General features: G+C 49.4%; 15 protein-coding genes and 1 pseudogene. 7 read left to right on the top strand and 9 right to left on the bottom strand.

What is annotated here, in order from left to right:
• Positions 1–36: 36 nt before the first annotated feature.
• Both MTH_RS01410 and MTH_RS01405 read right to left on the bottom strand, forming a co-directional pair.
• A complete protein-coding gene (locus tag MTH_RS01410) occupies positions 37–1467 on the bottom strand; it encodes a helicase HerA-like domain-containing protein (RefSeq protein ID WP_238374269.1) in 1431 nt (476 codons plus the stop codon).
• Between the two features lie 28 nt (positions 1468–1495).
• Positions 1496–2515: a DNA double-strand break repair nuclease NurA gene (locus MTH_RS01405; protein WP_010875945.1), complete on the bottom strand. Its 1020-nt coding sequence runs from the start codon at positions 2513–2515 to the stop codon at positions 1496–1498.
• 148 nt (positions 2516–2663) lie between these two features.
• Here MTH_RS01405 and MTH_RS01400 point away from each other — a divergent pair, with 148 nt between their 5' ends.
• From MTH_RS01400 to MTH_RS01385, 4 genes are all read left to right on the top strand, one after another.
• On the top strand, positions 2664–3053 hold the full coding sequence (locus MTH_RS01400; RefSeq protein ID WP_010875944.1) for a nucleotidyltransferase domain-containing protein: 390 nt from the start codon (positions 2664–2666) through the stop codon (positions 3051–3053).
• A gap of 10 nt (positions 3054–3063) precedes the next feature.
• A complete protein-coding gene (locus MTH_RS01395) occupies positions 3064–3525 on the top strand; it encodes a type VII toxin-antitoxin system HepT family RNase toxin (protein WP_010875943.1) in 462 nt (153 codons plus the stop codon).
• A gap of 228 nt (positions 3526–3753) precedes the next feature.
• The gene (locus MTH_RS01390; RefSeq protein ID WP_158296317.1) at positions 3754–4713 is read left to right on the top strand and encodes a M28 family metallopeptidase; all 960 of its coding nucleotides are present in this window, start codon (positions 3754–3756) and stop codon (positions 4711–4713) included.
• A gap of 69 nt (positions 4714–4782) precedes the next feature.
• Positions 4783–5328 (top strand): hypothetical protein, encoded by a 546-nt coding sequence (locus MTH_RS01385; RefSeq protein WP_010875941.1) that lies wholly within the window; start codon positions 4783–4785, stop codon positions 5326–5328.
• Positions 5329–5417: 89 nt separating this feature from the next.
• On the opposite strand, the gene MTH_RS01380 is transcribed toward MTH_RS01385, so the two are convergent.
• The 4 genes and pseudogenes from MTH_RS01380 to MTH_RS01365 form a co-directional block, all read right to left on the bottom strand.
• Positions 5418–5831: a pseudomurein-binding repeat-containing protein gene (locus tag MTH_RS01380; RefSeq protein WP_238374222.1), complete on the bottom strand. Its 414-nt coding sequence runs from the start codon at positions 5829–5831 to the stop codon at positions 5418–5420.
• Between the two features lie 380 nt (positions 5832–6211).
• Positions 6212–8846 (bottom strand): annotated as a pseudogene (locus tag MTH_RS01375) (DNA-directed RNA polymerase subunit A').
• Between the two features lie 29 nt (positions 8847–8875).
• Entirely contained in the window at positions 8876–10135 is a 1260-nt protein-coding gene (locus tag MTH_RS09970) for a hypothetical protein (protein ID WP_010875935.1), read from the bottom strand.
• Positions 10136–10499: 364 nt separating this feature from the next.
• Positions 10500–10805 carry a hypothetical protein gene (locus tag MTH_RS01365; protein ID WP_048060789.1) on the bottom strand — a complete coding sequence of 102 codons (306 nt, stop codon included), beginning with the start codon at positions 10803–10805 and terminating at the stop codon, positions 10500–10502.
• Positions 10806–11124: 319 nt separating this feature from the next.
• Between MTH_RS01365 and MTH_RS01360 the strand changes: the two genes are divergently transcribed.
• Positions 11125–11556, top strand: coding sequence for a hypothetical protein (locus MTH_RS01360; protein ID WP_048060788.1), 432 nt, complete (start codon positions 11125–11127; stop codon positions 11554–11556).
• A 143-nt stretch (positions 11557–11699) separates the two neighbouring features.
• Here MTH_RS01360 and MTH_RS01355 read toward each other — a convergent pair whose 3' ends face one another.
• Together MTH_RS01355 and MTH_RS09260 are read right to left on the bottom strand one after the other, a co-directional pair.
• Positions 11700–12224: a DUF6653 family protein gene (locus MTH_RS01355; protein ID WP_333473078.1), complete on the bottom strand. Its 525-nt coding sequence runs from the start codon at positions 12222–12224 to the stop codon at positions 11700–11702.
• A gap of 88 nt (positions 12225–12312) precedes the next feature.
• Positions 12313–13998, bottom strand: coding sequence for a sensor histidine kinase (locus tag MTH_RS09260; RefSeq protein WP_052261146.1), 1686 nt, complete (start codon positions 13996–13998; stop codon positions 12313–12315).
• Positions 13999–14536: 538 nt separating this feature from the next.
• On the opposite strand from MTH_RS09260, the gene MTH_RS01345 reads away from it, so the two are divergent.
• Both MTH_RS01345 and MTH_RS01340 read left to right on the top strand, forming a co-directional pair.
• Positions 14537–14983 carry a hypothetical protein gene (locus MTH_RS01345; RefSeq protein ID WP_010875930.1) on the top strand — a complete coding sequence of 149 codons (447 nt, stop codon included), beginning with the start codon at positions 14537–14539 and terminating at the stop codon, positions 14981–14983.
• Positions 14984–15020: 37 nt separating this feature from the next.
• Positions 15021–15530, top strand: a complete 510-nt coding sequence (locus MTH_RS01340; protein WP_010875929.1) for a hypothetical protein — start codon at positions 15021–15023, stop codon at positions 15528–15530.
• Between the two features lie 66 nt (positions 15531–15596).
• Here MTH_RS01340 and MTH_RS01335 read toward each other — a convergent pair whose 3' ends face one another.
• Positions 15597–17090: a hypothetical protein gene (locus tag MTH_RS01335; protein ID WP_143485721.1), complete on the bottom strand. Its 1494-nt coding sequence runs from the start codon at positions 17088–17090 to the stop codon at positions 15597–15599.
• Positions 17091–17096: the final 6 nt, after the last annotated feature.

Here is a 17096-nt window from a genome sequence, read left to right as displayed (position 1 = left end):
CCTTTACCCCCAAAGACATGGAGATGCGGCAGCAAACTACTCATCCCCTACCCGCATACCACTCCATATCCCGGCAACGTCAAGGTCACCGCCCGAGAGCTTACCCTCAAATTCCTCTATCCTCACAATGGCCGGTAAGGGTGCCATGAGGCCGACCACAACCGCCTCCCCGATGTTCAGTGAGGGGAGGTGTGAGAGGAGGTCATCACTGAGGGCCTCACTGGCCCTCTGGACATGCAGCTGGTCATTGGGTTCAATGAGGCGCATTACGATCATATTGTTGGCCTGGGAGAGGGCCTCATGGTCAAGGGACTTGGGGCTCTGGCTCACCAGACAGAGGCCGACCCCGAACTTCCTCCCCTCCCTGGCGACCCTGCCTATCCAGTACCTTGACTCGGTTGGCCGGTCAGAGGGTGCGAGGATGTGGGCCTCCTCAAGGACCATGAATACTGGTGTCTCAAGGCCAGTTCCATGCCTGAGATACTCCTTCCTGCTCTGGAGGACCTCCTGGAGCACATGACTCACAATGACATCGGAACCTGTCTCATCCACTGAGCCGAGGTCGATCACATTGACATGGTTTAATCTGAGCCTCTCAATTATCCCCTCAGACTCAAGGTCTATTATCTCCTCATAGGATTCACGCATGTGCTCCAGCTTGTTCTGGACATCGATTATGCTCCTCCTGTCGCTGCTGTTCTCTGAGAGAAGCTCATCCAGTTTCTCATCCATCCTCCTGAAGAATTCAGCTGGTGATGAGCTGCCATCCTTCATCCCGGACCTTACCCTCCTGTGGGCCCTTGCAAGGTACCTTTCCTGGACGTAGGCGTTATCCCTGACGTTGCTGAGTCTCTTAATCTCTCTGAGTGAGAGGTGGGCAGGGTTTATGGATGCCCCTATTCTGTTAACCCTTCCACCTGTGAACCTGGCGTTGACGTACTCTGAGTGCATGTCGAAGATTATGACGGTACCCCCTGCCCTGAGGAGCCCGTCCACTATCACCGCCACGGTGTTGGATTTACCCGCCCCTGTGACTGCAAGGACCGCCAGGTGCCTTGTGACCATGCGGTTGATGTCAACAGTGAATGGTGCGTCGGCTGTGAGCAGCCTCCCGAGGGTCAGGTTTCCGCGCCCGAATATCCTCCCGAGGGTCTCCGGGTCGGCTGACCTCACCTCCGTCCCTGGACCTGGCGGCACCCTTGGTATCTCCAGGGTTTCAACATCACCCAGTATCCTGACGGTGCCCCTGACGTACTGCCTCCCCCCTGTGACCCTGATTATCCTCTCAACCGTCTCAGGGTCATTCAGGTCCTCGGTGACGCCCGGGACGCCCCGTAGGAGCGACTCCACCATCCCCAGTATTCTCCGTCCATCATACTCCATCACAACGTACTCGCCAACCCCGGGCATCTCCCTTGATACGAAACTCACCCTCCAGGGTGATGTCTCACCATAGCACCTTCCCACGAATCCCAAGACCGAACCTCCAGTATCTTTAGATGAGGCCCTCAAGGACCATCCCGGCGATGATATCCATCTCAGAGGCTGTTATCCTTACATCCTCCTTCACCCTTCTGAGGATGTGGGGGTAGCCGTCCGCCGATGATGCCCTGAGACCCTCAAGGTATTCACCAATTTCAGCGGTGCCCAGACGTCGCGGTACCTCGAATTTAAGGACCCTGCCGTTCTCCTCGAGCTTGGCATAGAACACCGTGAATTCAAGGCTGCTGAAGAACGCATCAAGGACAGGGAACCTGCCCTTGAGACCTGATAGTTCTCTGTGAATCGGGACGGAGTGGCCGGGGCCAGCTGTGAGTGTATTGAATACAGAGAGATCAGACATATCCCCGAATATGTCTGACATGGTTGACCTCTCAGATACCGCCACGATGTCCCTGCTCTTCTTGAGTAGCTTCCATATGGATACCATCCTCTCAATGCCCTCAAGGTAAACCACGGGTCTTTCAGACCTTAGGGCGTCCCTGATGGTGTCCTCCATGGACCTTGAATGTACATGGACCCCATCCATTGATGCTGCCACCTCCCTCAGGCAGTGACTCCTTATCCATCCCTTAACATCATTCCCCAGAACCCCATCATACTTCACAGGCCTCAGGATGGTCCCTATGAGGGAGCCGTCCAGGATGAGGAGGTCGGGCTGGAGGTCCTCCATGGCGATTATGCTGTTCTTGAATTCACATATGGCTGTGAGGTTCCTCACCCGCTCCCTTATGCCTGACTGGGGTCCTAGGATGTCCAGGAAGCTCCCCTCAACAATCTCACCCGAATCTGAGAGCACGGCGGTGTTGATGGCTGCGAGTATGAGGCCTGAAAATTCCTTAAAACCCGAGCCCCCATCAGCCGCTGCAGTTGAGAGTGAGTCATCCATGGACTCATGCCTGATCCAGTATTCACTGACATCAGGAAGTTCCTGGAGCCTGGATTCAGCTGAGGATTTCAGCATCCTCCCCCTGAGGGCCGCTTCTTCATAGAGGGATCCCAGCACATGAAACACCGGTAGATATCTTGACTGTATTCATTATTATCATTTACTATTTATTCAGAAGCCCCCAGAGAAGCATGATCATATACAATGGATGACTCTACTGTGATATCTGCTGCAAAGCAAAGGGATACTAAAAATGAAAGACAGAACATAAGGTATGGATGAAGTTATCAGAAAACACGTCGACAGGTTCCTGAGGGTAATCAGGAAAATTGAGGGCTCAGAGAGGATCCGTTTCATAATACTATACGGTTCCGCCCTCAGGGGCGGTGAATGGTCTGATATAGACCTGGCAATTTACTATGATGCTGAAGAGGATGAGGCATCATACTACAGGTTCCGGGTCCTGAGTGAGGTTGATGAGATTTTCGACGTCCAGATCTTCCAGCAATTACCACTCTACGTCCAGGTTGAGGTACTCAGGGGTGAGGTCATCTACTGTGATGATCAAAGATTCCTCTATGATACCGCCTGGAAGACCATCAGGGACTTCGATGACTTCAGACATAGATTCTATGATTACATTGGCCTTGAAAGGATGGGTTAGGGGGTGTGAGATGGTCAGAAAGGTCGTTGTACTCACCAAGATACGCGAAATTGAGGAGAGTGTGGGACTCATAGAGGAGAACCTTCCTGAAAGTTTCGGTGAATTCTCAGAACTTGGGCTCATAAGGGACGGGATGTATAAGAGACTTGAATTTGCAGTTGAAAACGTCTATGACATATGTTCAATCCTCAACTCTGACCTCAACCTTGGCGTGCCAGGTTCCGATGGCGAGGTCCTGGAGAACCTCCTCAGATCAGGCATAATCGATGAGGACACATTCAAAAAGATAAAGGCCATGAGGGGCTTCAGGAATATCGTGGTGCGCCGGTACGGGAAGATAGACGACCGTATAACATTCAGAATACTCCAGGAACACCTGAGTGACTTCCGTGAGTTTACAGAGAAAATTAAAGCCATCCTTGACTCATTGAATGATGAGGAACAGGATCAGGGCATGCAGCCGTCCGGTTAAGCTCCAACCTTTATCAGCCAGGTTCAGGACAGGAAATCCTTCAGCCCTCTGGTTTCTGCAGAAAGATCACAACTTTACCAGTATGGCGGGCAGAAGATCTGATCATGCCATGATTTAATTACCCGGGCGACATAATATCAGTGTGGTTGTATGAAGTTAAAGGCCCTGATCATTATCATTCTGATTTTTTCGATCCAGCCGGTTCACCCCGTGGATATGGTGGGGGAAGTGAAGCACCTTTCAGAGGATGTGGGTCCAAGACCCGCCGGTTCAGCCAGTGAAAGGATGGCCGCCGAGTACATTGCCTCACGGTTCCAGGCCATGGGGATAAAGACGGAGCTGGAGGAATTCAGGTACTACTCATTAACCTCTCCGGGGGTGAGGAGGTCATGCAATGTTATAGCCACCATTGAGGGTGATTCAGAGCGTGAAATCATAATCTGCGCCGATCTGGACACTCCTGTGGATCCCGTGAGCGGGAACTACTCATCCGGGGCCAACGATGATGCAACCGGACTTGCACTGCTCCTTGAAATTGCAGAGAGGTACCATGACCGGAGGCCACCATACACAATCAAACTCATCGCCTTCGGTGCCGGGGAGGATGGCTTCACCTTCCCCCTGGTAACCCCGAAAAGGACGTCCCTCTCCCCTGACGCATACCACCAGATAGTCTATCTGCCCTACCTGGTAGGTGCAAGGCACCACGTCCTTAACAGGCAGGAGGAGGTGAACAGAACCATTGCGGTTATCAGCCTGGAGGCCATGGGCATGGGGAGCCCCTGCATTGTGAGGAGGGACTACTACGCTGACAGCAGCCCAGCCCTTGTCGGCCTAATTGCCCTCAACGCCCGCCTTCACGGTATCAGGGCCGATGTGGTTGATTTCATGGCGGCCTCAACACCGGCGGGCGAGCAGGCCATAAGCCACGTTTACCTCCCATTCTCAGTTGCAGGTGTCCCCTCAACCTTCCTGGTCTCCATGAGGGACCCCTCCAGTGGGGGTGTCCACAGCACCATCACCGAGATACCGGGATACCTCTCAGACCGTGACACCTTCAGCAACCTCATTGAGGAGTCAGGTGGAAGGGAAGCCCTTGAAGGGCACATGGATGCCATGGCTGACATGGTCGAGTACAGTATTGAAGCCATTTTCCTTGTCAGAGGGATGTGGGACCTCCTCCAGTGACCTCCTTCAACCAAAAAAAGGCAAAGAACTATATGCTTTTCATAACATAAATTATGAGGGAGGTGTTTTATGTACCTTAAGAACTTTGCAAAACTTCTATCCATATTAACCGTTCTGGTTTTTCTTGGAACGGTTTCTGCCGACTCCGGACCCATTATTGAGAGGGCCCAGGCAACGGCACTGGCACAGGACTACCTGGACTCAAAGGGTCTGCCCTACACGGCCATGACCCCTGCCTACAGTGACTGGAAGGCGAAGGTGAGGGTTAATAAGACCGGGGAGGTTAAATGGATACCCTTCGGGGAATATAAAGAGGATGCATTTGAGGGAACCGGTAAATACAAGTACATAGCTGATGCATGGGTTGTGAGGGTCCGCGACAGCTCAGGGAACATCGTCGGGACCATCTATGTTGATGCAGAAAGCGGAAAAATAATAAGTGCAAAAATAGATGGGAAGACTGAAACAGGATCCTCAGGCGGCAAACCCCTCACATATACCGGTAACGGGACCGGGACAGAGGAGGCCCAGGGAGGGGTCCTTGAAGCAATCCAGGGCTTCATAAACAGCATAATACAGTTCTTCCAGAATTTATTCGGGTCTGTCACTGGTTAGAGGAATCCCTTAAAGGCACAGAAGGTGGGCATATCACTGGTATTCTCTTCTATCATGGTGTCAGGGAGTTTACCCGATATTCTCTTCTATCATGGTACAGTAACCCTGTCAGGGAGTTTACCCGTGGACCTGTACTCTGTGAGGACCCTGACAAATGCCCTGAGCAGGATATCCGGTGAGAGGTCCCCTGCCCCCTCCTGCCTTATTCCAACATGATTCGGACCCTTCCATTCTGAATCCATCCACCTGTAGGTCCTGCCGGCCATGTCAACATACTCGGCCCTTGTTAATGTTGCGGAGCTTAACCGGCCATCAGGACTCTCAGGGTTGCCATATTCCCTTACCGGTATGTTACCCTTATCGTTACTGTCCAGCATGACTATGGCCCGGGCGAATATGTAGAGGCACTGGTTCATTGAAAGGTTGAGGCCCTTATATTCTATTGAATCTATGGTTCCACTGGCAACTGAAACCCTGTAGGCTATTTCAGGCACTTCGGCCACCGGCACACCTGTACTCTCAGATAAGGTGTTGTTACCTGTTTGTGTACAGCCAGAGATAGCTAAAGTGGAGCATATCATGGCCATCAAAATTAAAGCACGTCTCATATAGATTCCCAGCTATGTATCTGTATCTCAGGGTATATCTAGTTTATGTCAGCTGATGAAATCCCATCGAAGCCGCTTGTTGCGTTGCCTGGATGGTAGCCACTGAATAACTGGAAGCACTGCAAGGGCAGTGATGGCAGTGGTTTCATAATTAACGATGGCTGGTCCCGTTTAAACAATTCAAAAAAAATAAAGTCTTTAGATGCTGGTATGTATTTTTTAAGGAATTTCCTCTGATGGCTCTTAAATGGTCTGCTTCAGAATCAGAGATCAGTTCATGGGCTTTTTCTCCTGATCTCATAGACCAGCTGTTCCAGATCCACTATTTCGCCATTTTTCCCCCTCCAGGGGCTTACCCCGTCCTCGCCGTAGAGTATCTGAATCACGTTACCGCAGCTATCCCTTACCCTGCCATCCTCATCGACTGTGAGGTCCTGGAGAGCGTTTATGAGACGCCTCTGCATGTAACCGCTCTGGGCTGTGCGGACGGCTGTATCCACGAGGGCATCCCTTCCACCCATGGCGTGGAAGAAGAATTCAATGGGATCCAGACCTTCCCTGTAACTTGATTGTACGAATCCCCGGGACTTTGCCCCGAGCTCTCCCTTCCTGAAGTGAGGGAGTGTCCTGTTATCGTATCCCCTGCTGATACGCTCACCCCTGACGGACTGCTGCCCCAAACAGGCTGTTATCTGGGTGAAGTTAAGCAATGAACACTTCAGACCCGTCCGGGTTATCATATATCCCTGGTTTCCATCCACCCCAAGGTACTTCCTGGCTATTTCCCCTCCCCTCTCCCTTGCCCCGGCCAGGACCTTCATTATCGTAATCTCAAAGTTCTTCTCCGAACTCATTACTTGCACTGGTTCGACTCTCCCATCCTCCTTGTCCTCAGTGAGCCCTTCCACACGATCCATAACCATTCCAAGCACTGAATCTATCATTTGTCTAGCTTCTTCGGGCACGTCAAAGTCCATGATACTTGTCGTGAACCCTGTCCTCATGAGTACTGCTATGGCCAGCCTGCTGGCTGATTCCAAGAATTCACGGGCCTCATCAGTACCATATTCCCTGATTATATGTCCCAGCAATCTACCTGAAAATGCCCCGCATGTTTTTTTGTCAATAACGCCTGATTCGAGCCTTCCATTTTCTATTACTACATATGCATCATATTCACATCCATCTTCGATGCATTCCTGACATCTTCTGCATACATCTGCCCTGTAGGTCATGCTGAGGTCATCTGGGAGTATCAGGCTAAATATTTCTTTACCACTCCATTTAGTGCCCCTTCTAGATGGTAATGAAATTCCAGCGCTTCTAAGTAGCTGGAATACCTCTTCCTCTTCAAATTCTGCAAATTTTCTTGTGAGGAGATACAATCCAGATATCTGGTCATTTATACTACCTATTATAGGCCCCCCGAATCTGGGGGATATCATGTGTTCTTGGACGAGCATTAAGGTTTTTGCCTCTGCCCTGGACTCCTCTGTTTGCAGTACATGAATATTCATCTCGTCACCGTCAAAGTCGGCGTTGTAGGGTGGGCATACACACAGGTTGAGGCGGAAGGTCTTGTAGGGCAGTACACGGGCCCGGTGGGCCATGAGGGACATCCTGTGGAGGGATGGTTGACGGTTGAACAGTACGATGTCACCATCCTTGAGGTGTCTCTCAACCACGTATCCAGGTTTCAGGTTCTCAATGACAGTTTCCGTGTTTTTAGAGGAGATTCTTATCCTGCGTCCGTCGGGTCTTATGACGTAGTTGGCTCCCGGGTGGACGTCTGGCCCGTTTTCTATGTACTCCCTCATACGGTCTATGTTCCATTCTGTGACGTAGACCGGTACGGTAACCTCCCTGGCTATGATTTCAGGGACACCCACCTCGTTTATGCTGATGTTGGGATCCGGGGAGATGACAGTACGGGCAGAGAAGTTAACCCTCTTACCTGAAAGGTTGCCCCTAAACCGTCCTTTTGAAAGTTCACTGCTGAACATCCCCTTTTTGCTCTTTAAGCGCTGCATTAACGTCAGCAGCTGCCTTCCAGATCGTTGCCTTGCAGGGGTTACACCAGAGGCCTCGTTATCGAAGTAGGTGGTCACATGGTACTGCAGGAGTTCCCAGAGGTCCTCCACGATCAGCTGGGGAGCCCCTGCCTCCATGTTCTCCTTGAGGCGCTGGTTTATCCTGAGTATATCGACCAGTTTATGGGTCAGGTCGTCCTCTGACCTTTCACCGTTTTTGAGGGTGATTGAGGGCCTCATCGTTACGGGGGGACCGGGAGGACTGTCAGGACCATCCATTCTGGCCTTGCAACCTGGGGGTTGACACCGAGGATGAGGGCGTCGTCATCGCTTATCCTCTCAAGACGCTCCTTCACCTCACTGGGTGTGAGCTTGTAGTCTCCCTCGACGATTGAGACGGGCTTGTCGAGTTTGATCTCCTGCTGTTCCTCCTCACAGTGGGGGCACCTGTCCCTCCTTGCAAGGGAGTATACCCTGTTTACCAGTGGCGTGAAGTTTTCCTCTTTCTCCATGGCTTCAAGTATCCTCTGATATATTCCTCGATTTCAGTCCCGGTGAGGAGGACCCTCCCACATTTTCTGCAGGTTGACCGCAGGATCTTGTGTATGGTGTCTGCGAATCCCACGTGTATGACCGGCCTTGCAAGGTTTATGCTCCCGAAGTGTCCCGGGCACTCCCCTCCCCTTGCGCCGCAGGTCCAGCAGCGGAACCGGGGGTCTATCACACCGAGCCTGGGATCCATGAGTCCGTTCTCTATGGGGTACCCGTCCTCGTTGTAGGTGTCCGGGGTGACGATCTGGGCGACGGATATCTTCCTGATATCCTCTGGGGACATGAGACCAAATTCTATCCCCCCAATCTTCTTTAGAGTTCCTCTCAAGTTATTCTCTCCTCTGAGTTATTTTTTGGTCAGAGCTTCCTTATAAGTCCCTCAATCACCGCCTTCATCACCGCACCATCTGCGGGGACTGTGTGGGTCCTCCCGGAGTGGGTGATGTTCAGCAGTGTTTTTTCCGTGTTGAGGAAGTGTTCAGTTCTCTTCTTGTTCTCCCTCTGGACCGCTATGCCATTGGTGTAGGGCTGGATGGCTAGGACCTTCCTGAGGTCTATGTTCGTTGTCCTCTTTGTCCCTGTGAATATCATCCTCCGTGTCGTCAGGGTCAGTGTACCGGTGTCTATCCTCCGGAGTTCGTCACGGGATTCGCTTATGGCATTGAGGGCCCCCATCCTGAATGAGAGATTCTTTGACACCCTTATGGTGGGGCCCCCGTATCCGCCGGCAGTCCTTCTAACGGCCCTCGGTTCGTAGAGGTCAATGTTGTGGAGTACGAGGACCGCCCTCTCGTTCTTCCTGAGTATTATGGGAGTTTGGGGCTCTCTGAATGTGACATTCCCCTCTGCTGCACTTTTAAGCCATCCTTCAATGTCCCTCCTTCTCTCTTCAATATCCCTCTTTCTCTGGATCTCCCTCTGGAGTTCATTGGATACTCCGCCATTTGCTATCCTGGTCCATTCCTCCTCTGTGAGTGTCTTCCCACCGTACAGGCGCCAGGCCCTGGTGTTCCTGTTTGAGACCCTGCTGAGAAGGTACCCATTTCCCTTGTAAATGAAGACTGCGCCGCAGTTACTGCAGCGCATATTCCTCTTAGACCTTCCAGGGACCCTCCTTTTTGGGAATGGTGTTAATGGTGCTTCCCTGCAGACAGGGCAGAGGTCCCTCCATGATGGGGCTGCCGGGGACTGGTCTGAGAGCTGCCTGCTCTTAATCTTCTCAAGGTAGCCTTCCATGCGGTCCTTATCCAGGGATGTTGTGATCTTCACATCAGGTTTACTCCTGTCGATCTCCACCGTGACCCTTAGAAGCTGCGGACTCAGTGCCCTGAGCTCCCCACTCAGTGCCTCGAGTCTTGATCTTATCTCAGCCATGAGTTCCTCCATGGACCCCTCAAAGTCGCCTCTTCTGATCCTCCTTTTCTTCACGAGCTCCTTTATCTCATCGTTGCATTTCATGAGTGTTTCATTGTCCATCCTGAGGATCTCAGGGGTCAGTCTGCCCAGGTTTTCAGTGTCGTCACTGGCCGTGAGTGTTATGGTCCTTGGACCCGCCTTCATCCGGGCCGGTTGAGGCCTGGTATCCTCCCCTTCACTCCCCCTGAGGGGCTGCCACATTTAAGACAGTAGTTTGCCCCATCACGATTAAGCTCCCCGCATTCACGACAGTAAACCATAATATAACCCCCCTGGCTCAGGGATCAGATCCCCGAAGTGAACCATTATATGATCCCATGCAGTCATTCTGCACACTGTACAATATAAATGTATACCCTCATCTGGAAAAGGTTTAACGGTGGGTCCTCCGGCTTAAGCCTCAGGGAAGCCTAAAGGTGGAGGCCTAATGAGGGATGGTGAACTTCGTAATAGTTCTCTATTACGAACGTGTGGTCCGGTACACCATTTAATAAAAATATTGAAATGAAGCTTTCTCCAGGATTATCCCTGTAACTAATAATTCACCTGGCGGCAGATGCTCTGGTTAATTAATCATGGTAGCACCTGCATTGGGGTCCCATGAGTCATATTCCGAGAAGTACTGTCCTGCATCCACATCATAGTACCAGGCCACCCATCCATGGGTGATTTCATCATCATATAAATAGTAGACTGGGCCCCGTATGCGATGGCCTGGTGCAGCCCCCGGTGGACGGGCTGAGTCTGTCCCGGAATCCTCCCCCATATCCACCGAATAATCTACAGCAGGTTTCCTATTGAGGGTATCACTATCTGATGATATGGGTGAATCCCCTTTGTGTTGAACCTCTTCGAAAAGTATCCCTGCCATTAAAGGCCACTGCCCCCACCATGATGAAACATAACACAAGAAGAACCCTTGCTCCCCTATCCAAAAAAATCACCCCGTATAACATAAACTGGGTTCATGGAGCAGTGCTGTTTGAGCAATTTATCCACGCATTCCTACCAGCAGATTCCCTGTCTTCACAGGACGTCCCCTGATCCATTCACGGTCCTGATACCGGGTTTATGTATGTAGAATCCTCATTCAGCGCCTTCGATATAGATTATGGACTATTACTATATATTAAAGTTTTTTTATATTATCATCAGAGGTGCTTCAATATTTTGATTCAGGGGGAATATCAGTGGATAAACTGACAAAAATATTGATTGTAGTTTGTCTTGTTCTCTTTGGGGCGCTTTCATTTATGGCGGGTATGATGCTCAACGTTGAGGTGGATTCACAGAATAATTCCTTCAGTTATGATGTTAACACAATAAAGAACCCGACCTCATCCAATAACGAAAGCATTGACAGAATCAAGCCAATGCCAGAGAACTGGGTGGACCAATCAAGGTGCCCCTACTGTGGGGCTCCCTTCTCGTACAGTTATGATGTTCCATGGTACGAGAAGGACGGAATAATGTACGAAAAAAGATACAGGGAATATGAGTGCGGGCATATTATTTTCATGGGAACTGATTATGTACGGATATATCTATGGGACGAAGAGGCCCGGCAGGAAATCCGGAAAGAGGCCATGAAGTATCGGGGAAGACCTCCTAAAGCCATCTAATCCAATATCAGATTTTTAAACTCCAGATCTCAAAGTTCCGGTTAGTTTTTATGTCCCGGATTCATGGAGAACTATTAAATTGGCCGCTCAGTATTCATGAAATATAAGAAAAAGCCAGAAAGTTGTGGAGAACAGGAAAACCATCAATAGAGCCAGTCCCTGTATTCAGGGTTTTCCTTCATGTCCTGGTACAGCCAGACCATCCTGTCAAGGTACCACAGCTTGCCAAGGTAGACCATTGCAAATCCAGGTAAGAGCGGCCACACCTCCAGGCGGTAGACACCCCAAACAATGGGGACCGTCCCGGTGGCTGCTATGAGGTTCAGTATGACCGGGACCCTCCTGTGATGCTCGGGTACAGGGATCCTATCACGGTTCAACCAGACCCTCTCACCGAGAACCGACCTGGATGCCCAGCTGTCCGTAGATTCCGGTCTTTTAAATATCCTGGGATTCAGATAGGTCCAGAGGACCGCGAGGGTTACCGGTATGATAGCCCACCAGCCCAGCCACTCCCTGCTCCAGAACGCTGCAACAAGAAGGGGCAGTGCCGTGAGTCTTGTCCAGACACTCCATGGATTTGCATGCCTCAACCATGTTTCCTCATCCATCCGGAAGGCCGAGGATATTCTCTCCTCAAGGGTCATATAAATATCTATGGAGTTCATTCCTATCAAATGTTTCCCCCCTCAGATACAGTGACAGTACATGTCAGATGCCAGCCACCGTATTCCATTCACCTCCATGGTTTAACTGCTAGGTCCTCTCCCTGTACTGGAGTTCCCTGAAGGGCACCAGTATCTCTGTCCCCCCTTTCTCCTCATCTACAAGTATCTTCAGGTCACCCTCAAGCTGCTCCACAAGGATCCTTACAAGTTTCAGGCCGGTGCCTTCCCCCTCCCCACTGAACCCAATGCCATCATCTGCAAAGCGCATGTGGTACCCCGATTCCCCCTCATCTATCTCAATGTGGACCTCTCCCTTCCCCTCAGGGAATGCATGTTTTATGGCATTTGTCACAAGCTCATTCACCATGAGGCAGAGGGGCATTGCTGTTTCAAGGTTGAGTCTGAGGTCAGCCCTGATATTGAATCCCACACCATGTGCACCCAGCAGGGATTTGAGGTGCTCTGTCATCCGGGAGATGCATGATTCGATGTGTACACTGCTGTAGCCATCAGTGCTGTAGAGTGACTCCTGTATTATGGTCATGGCCCTCACCCTGGTCTGGGTAGCCAGGAGCGCCTCCTTTACCGGGCCATCTGCATCCTGAAGCTGGATGTTTATGAGGCTTGTGATTATCTGAAGGTTGTTCCTGACCCTGTGCTGAAGTTCCCTCAGCAGCGCCTCCTTCTCCCTGAGGGATGACCGCAGGTCCTCCTGTACCTCCACAAGCCCGCTTATATCCATCAGGGATATGATCCCACCATCATCCAGGGGTATGGCCCATCCCGTGAAGTACCTCCCACCTGACCTGATGGTTCCTATGGGCTGTGGAAGATCCTTACCCTCCAGGTTTTCCCTCCACAGTCTCCTGAGGTCCAGTTCCAGGTTCTTCATCGCGGTGTTGCTGTGCAGGACTTCCCCGTTACGGTCCAGGACCGCCACCGCCTCCTCAAGGTTATCCACAACATTCCTGAAGAACCTCCACATCCTCTGGCTTTTCCTCTGATTTTTTATTCTCTCATAATCCACCACGTTGAGTTTGTAGGCTGTGAATGTTATTATTACAATTAAAAGTGCCAGGTTCAGGGTGGCCAGGAAGACATCGGCAGAGAATGGTATGTGGCTGCTGCCGCTGATTACTATGAATGACGTGAGGGTCAGGGACCCTATCACGATGGGTATCAGCATCCTCCCGGTGTAGCCCCCGATCCTCCCTGAATAGAGTGGCTCCACAACACCATGGGATGGGTGGGTGCTGAGGAGACCTATGGCCAGGAACACCATCATTGCAGCAGAGGTTATGCATGCCCTGAAATGCGGCTCTGTTTCCGTAATCCCTGTAATCTCTGATAGGAACAGTGCATATGCCACTGTACCCGCAGTGTAACTGATTATCTGGGCAGCCGAGTATCTTTCAATTGAAAAAAGGATCACTGCAGTGGAGTATGATATGATTATCATGGATGTTACTGTCCATGCCTGAGGGTGGAGGGGCTGGCTACCTCCAGAGAACTGGATGGCCAGGACCATCAGTGATAGAACGAGGGATGTTACTTTCCTAGAAGCCTTCAGGGCGAGTATGGCGGCGGCCAGGAGAATGAAGCTCATGAATATGGTCGGGTCCTTATCAAGGAAGGGTCCAACCTTGGGTGTCTGGAGTGCCCCGGTTAACCATAGAATCAGTGCCATGACGGATATTGTGAGTACAGAAATGCTCATTGAAAGTGTTATCTTTTCATCGAGGGATTCTGGTCTTAATAAAGCTGCAGAGCCCATTTCAATCACCTTTCTGATCTATAAACATGATATAATAAATATTTTTTCGAAAAAATCTTTAAATGGAATATCTGGGGGAACTGACAGGATAATAACCATTTTAAGGCCTGCCGGCGGAGATTCGGTGTTTCACGTCCGGCGAGTACCGGCTTCTTATGTAACTCAAAGGTCACGGTTACATAAGAAACACCTTCAGCAGCAAAAACACTGAGTTTATGGTCATTTAATTGTGATCTGACTGCAAACAGAAGTTACTGCAGATGGACGGGCGGGAAAATAACGGATAAAGAATCTGAAGTCTCAAAGATAGAAACAGAAGAGAGAATGATTCCAGATAATGTCAGTTATTTTTTAAATTTCAATTTATAAGTTAAAAACATTTTTTGAAGTAGTCAGATTCAATAATTAATTATGAGTTAATTAAATTGACATCTAAATTTCAAATAGAAACTTTTAATTATATAAACATTCAATTATGCTGTAATTATTGAACAAGTTAATAATAAAACAGAACAGTTAATGAATAAGGTGATATAATATGTCTTCAGATGATGACGGAAAAACTGGCAGATTACGTGGATGGTGGAGTAAAAGGAGCAGTTACAGCAGAAAGGGTATCATAATCCTCGGCATAATACTCTGGGTATGCATCACCTACTCACTGGGTTACAGCGAGGGGGTGGACTCTGCCACAGAAATGGACGATGAAAGATTTCATGTGAATATCGTAAATTACACCATAACTCATGATCATGACGGTATTTACAATATCACCTTTGAGATTCAGAACAACTATGAAGAAACCGTGTTTGTTGATGATATCAGCATAACAGGTTTTAACTCAAGTGAAGATCGTTTGCATGGGTGGGCTTTTGGGTATTATGTACTCCCCCCTGGTAAGAAGACCAGAATCGAAGGGATCATCTGGGAGGAACATCCCAACATTCTTACTGTTGGACTTCAAACACAAGCACACGTTTTTTAGAGGACTTAAGCTTTGATTGACTTAATAAGGTGATTTAATGTCTTCAGATGTTGATGATGGAAAAACTGGCAGATCAGGTGGATGGTGGAGTAGAAGGAGTACCTTTACAAAGGCAACCCTGATCATAATATCCTTACTAATAGTGGGATTCCTCAGTTTTGTGTTGGGTCATATTAATGGGTCGTCAGCTGTCGATGAGGTCATCGAGAGTAAAGCCCAGGTAGAGGTCCTCAACTACACTGTCTTCTCAGATTACACTGGAGACTATGTTGTGAAAGGGGAGATCCAGAACAGATACAGCTCAGCCATGCATATCGATTATGTCTGGGTCAAGGGATTTAACAGTGATGGAGATCTCATAGCCATTGGAATGGCTCCGGTATTCAGAGGGTCATCCCTCATAAACACCCTGGGACCAGGTGAAAGGGCCTATTTTGAAACAACAGACTGGAGCTTCGATGAGGGCTACGGACCTGAGGATGTGGTATTCTTTGGTATCACGGCCCGTGGTAACCTGTTAACTCCATCAGGAAAGTTCTGCACTTGAAATGGATGGTGAGCTGATATCCCTTTTTTATTTTTCTTATATTGTCCATTCAGACTATGAAGACACTCAGTGCCTCCTGAATAACCCTGATATTACCATCTTCACTTTATTCAGATTTATGATGTCAGATCCATCTTCAGGATCATCTGCGGACTCACTTCCAGATACAGAGAATCCAGAGTTATTTAAAATATCAAAAAGATCCTCCCTCTCCTCCAGTAAAGCGTTAAAATCCTCATTATCCCTCAATAAGTCTTTAAGTGATTCATTTTTCATCAAAAGTCCGGTTCCGATTAGATATGCGAATATATGGCGGCGTTCTTCAGAATCAGATTCCATGATTTCGTCAGTGATATCAGCACCATCCCATAACCTCTGAATGGTCATCAGAATCCTGCTCCTCTCTGTGACCTCCCCTGGAAGTTTTATGTCCTCCTCAGTGAGATAACCATCAAGAACCAGTGACTCAATGAAACCCGCCATGGAATCACATGATGCGCCCTCAATGAGGAACTTCAGCATGGTCGCCGGAGGTAAATCAGGATCAGTGAGGGTCATGCCAAAGACTTCATGGAATTTTCTCCTGAACTGCCCCTCAATGGGGTCCCTGTTGATGTAAGAAAAGTTTTCCAGCTGGGGCATTACCTCCTCAACTGAGGAGGGTGGCTCCATGGAATCAACCAGGAGCGACAGCCGGTAGGCTGCATTGATATCCTCCCTTGAAACTCTTTCATCACAGTTCTCCAGCCATCTCTCATAGGTTGAAACGGGATGTAAAAGCCCTGCTGATTCGCCCGGGCAATCAACTGTTCGGTTATACAGGTCAACAGAAACAGGGTTCCCTCCATAGGGCATTTCCTCCTGGAATCCGAGTATTTTAAGGGGATAATGGTAGAGGCTGCCTCCATCAAAGGCTGAATCCCATCCAAGGTTGACCTTCAGTTCATCCGGGATGTAGAAGAGAACCTCATCCAGCAGTTCTGATACATCAGAGGGTTCACCGGCTAAAAGCAGAGGTGGGCAGTCCCTGATCCCTGAAGCCATCTTAAAAAGGTATGATGTTATCTTCAGTTTAAGGTCATCGGACAGTGGGGGGCGCATATCCCCGGGGGGAGAATAACCTGAAATCTCTATAGCCTCAATGTTACCGCTATTCCTGTCAACGATTCCTGAGTTTAAAAGGTCTTCGATCCCATTAAATACATGGCCTTTCACGATATCAAAGAGTTCAAGGGGTGTTTGAGCCATCATCCAGATTTCAGGCGGGAATAAAAATCCATGGCACAGGAAGAGGCCTCCCCTCCCAAAGACATCCCTCTCCTCAGGAAGGTCAGTGAGGTAAAGGATTGCAAGATAATCCATATCATCTATCTTCCTGTAAAAAACCGTTAATTTATCTCTAAAGCCATCTATCTGTGGCTTGTGTATCATTCTCTCCATTTCATAAAGGTCTTCCCTTGAAATAAGATCCACAGGATAGAAGACTGTGTGAAAATCCCTTATATTCCATGGAGATTCTTCAGGTGGCACCTTGGTGTATACAAACTGGTATATTTCCATGAACAC

The organism is Methanothermobacter thermautotrophicus str. Delta H, assembly GCF_000008645.1.
Lineage (GTDB): Archaea > Methanobacteriota > Methanobacteria > Methanobacteriales > Methanothermobacteraceae > Methanothermobacter > Methanothermobacter thermautotrophicus.
Note: the sequence above shows the minus strand (reverse complement) of the source record. Positions and strands in the feature narration are given on the sequence as shown.

Excerpts from the sequence above, each read along its gene's own strand:
- MTH_RS01400 (WP_010875944.1), top strand. The coding sequence starts at position 2,664 with ATGGATGAAGTTATCAGAAAACACGTCGACAGGTTCCTGAGGGTAATC.
- MTH_RS01395 (WP_010875943.1), top strand. The coding sequence starts at position 3,064 with ATGGTCAGAAAGGTCGTTGTACTCACCAAGATACGCGAAATTGAGGAG.
- MTH_RS01385 (WP_010875941.1), top strand. The coding sequence starts at position 4,783 with ATGTACCTTAAGAACTTTGCAAAACTTCTATCCATATTAACCGTTCTG.
- MTH_RS09970 (WP_010875935.1), bottom strand. The coding sequence starts at position 10,135 with ATGTGGCAGCCCCTCAGGGGGAGTGAAGGGGAGGATACCAGGCCTCAA.
- MTH_RS01365 (WP_048060789.1), bottom strand. The coding sequence starts at position 10,805 with ATGGCAGGGATACTTTTCGAAGAGGTTCAACACAAAGGGGATTCACCC.
- MTH_RS01355 (WP_333473078.1), bottom strand. The coding sequence starts at position 12,224 with ATGAACTCCATAGATATTTATATGACCCTTGAGGAGAGAATATCCTCG.
- MTH_RS09260 (WP_052261146.1), bottom strand. The coding sequence starts at position 13,998 with ATGGGCTCTGCAGCTTTATTAAGACCAGAATCCCTCGATGAAAAGATA.
- MTH_RS01345 (WP_010875930.1), top strand. The coding sequence starts at position 14,537 with ATGTCTTCAGATGATGACGGAAAAACTGGCAGATTACGTGGATGGTGG.
- MTH_RS01340 (WP_010875929.1), top strand. The coding sequence starts at position 15,021 with ATGTCTTCAGATGTTGATGATGGAAAAACTGGCAGATCAGGTGGATGG.
- MTH_RS01335 (WP_143485721.1), bottom strand. The coding sequence starts at position 17,090 with ATGGAAATATACCAGTTTGTATACACCAAGGTGCCACCTGAAGAATCT.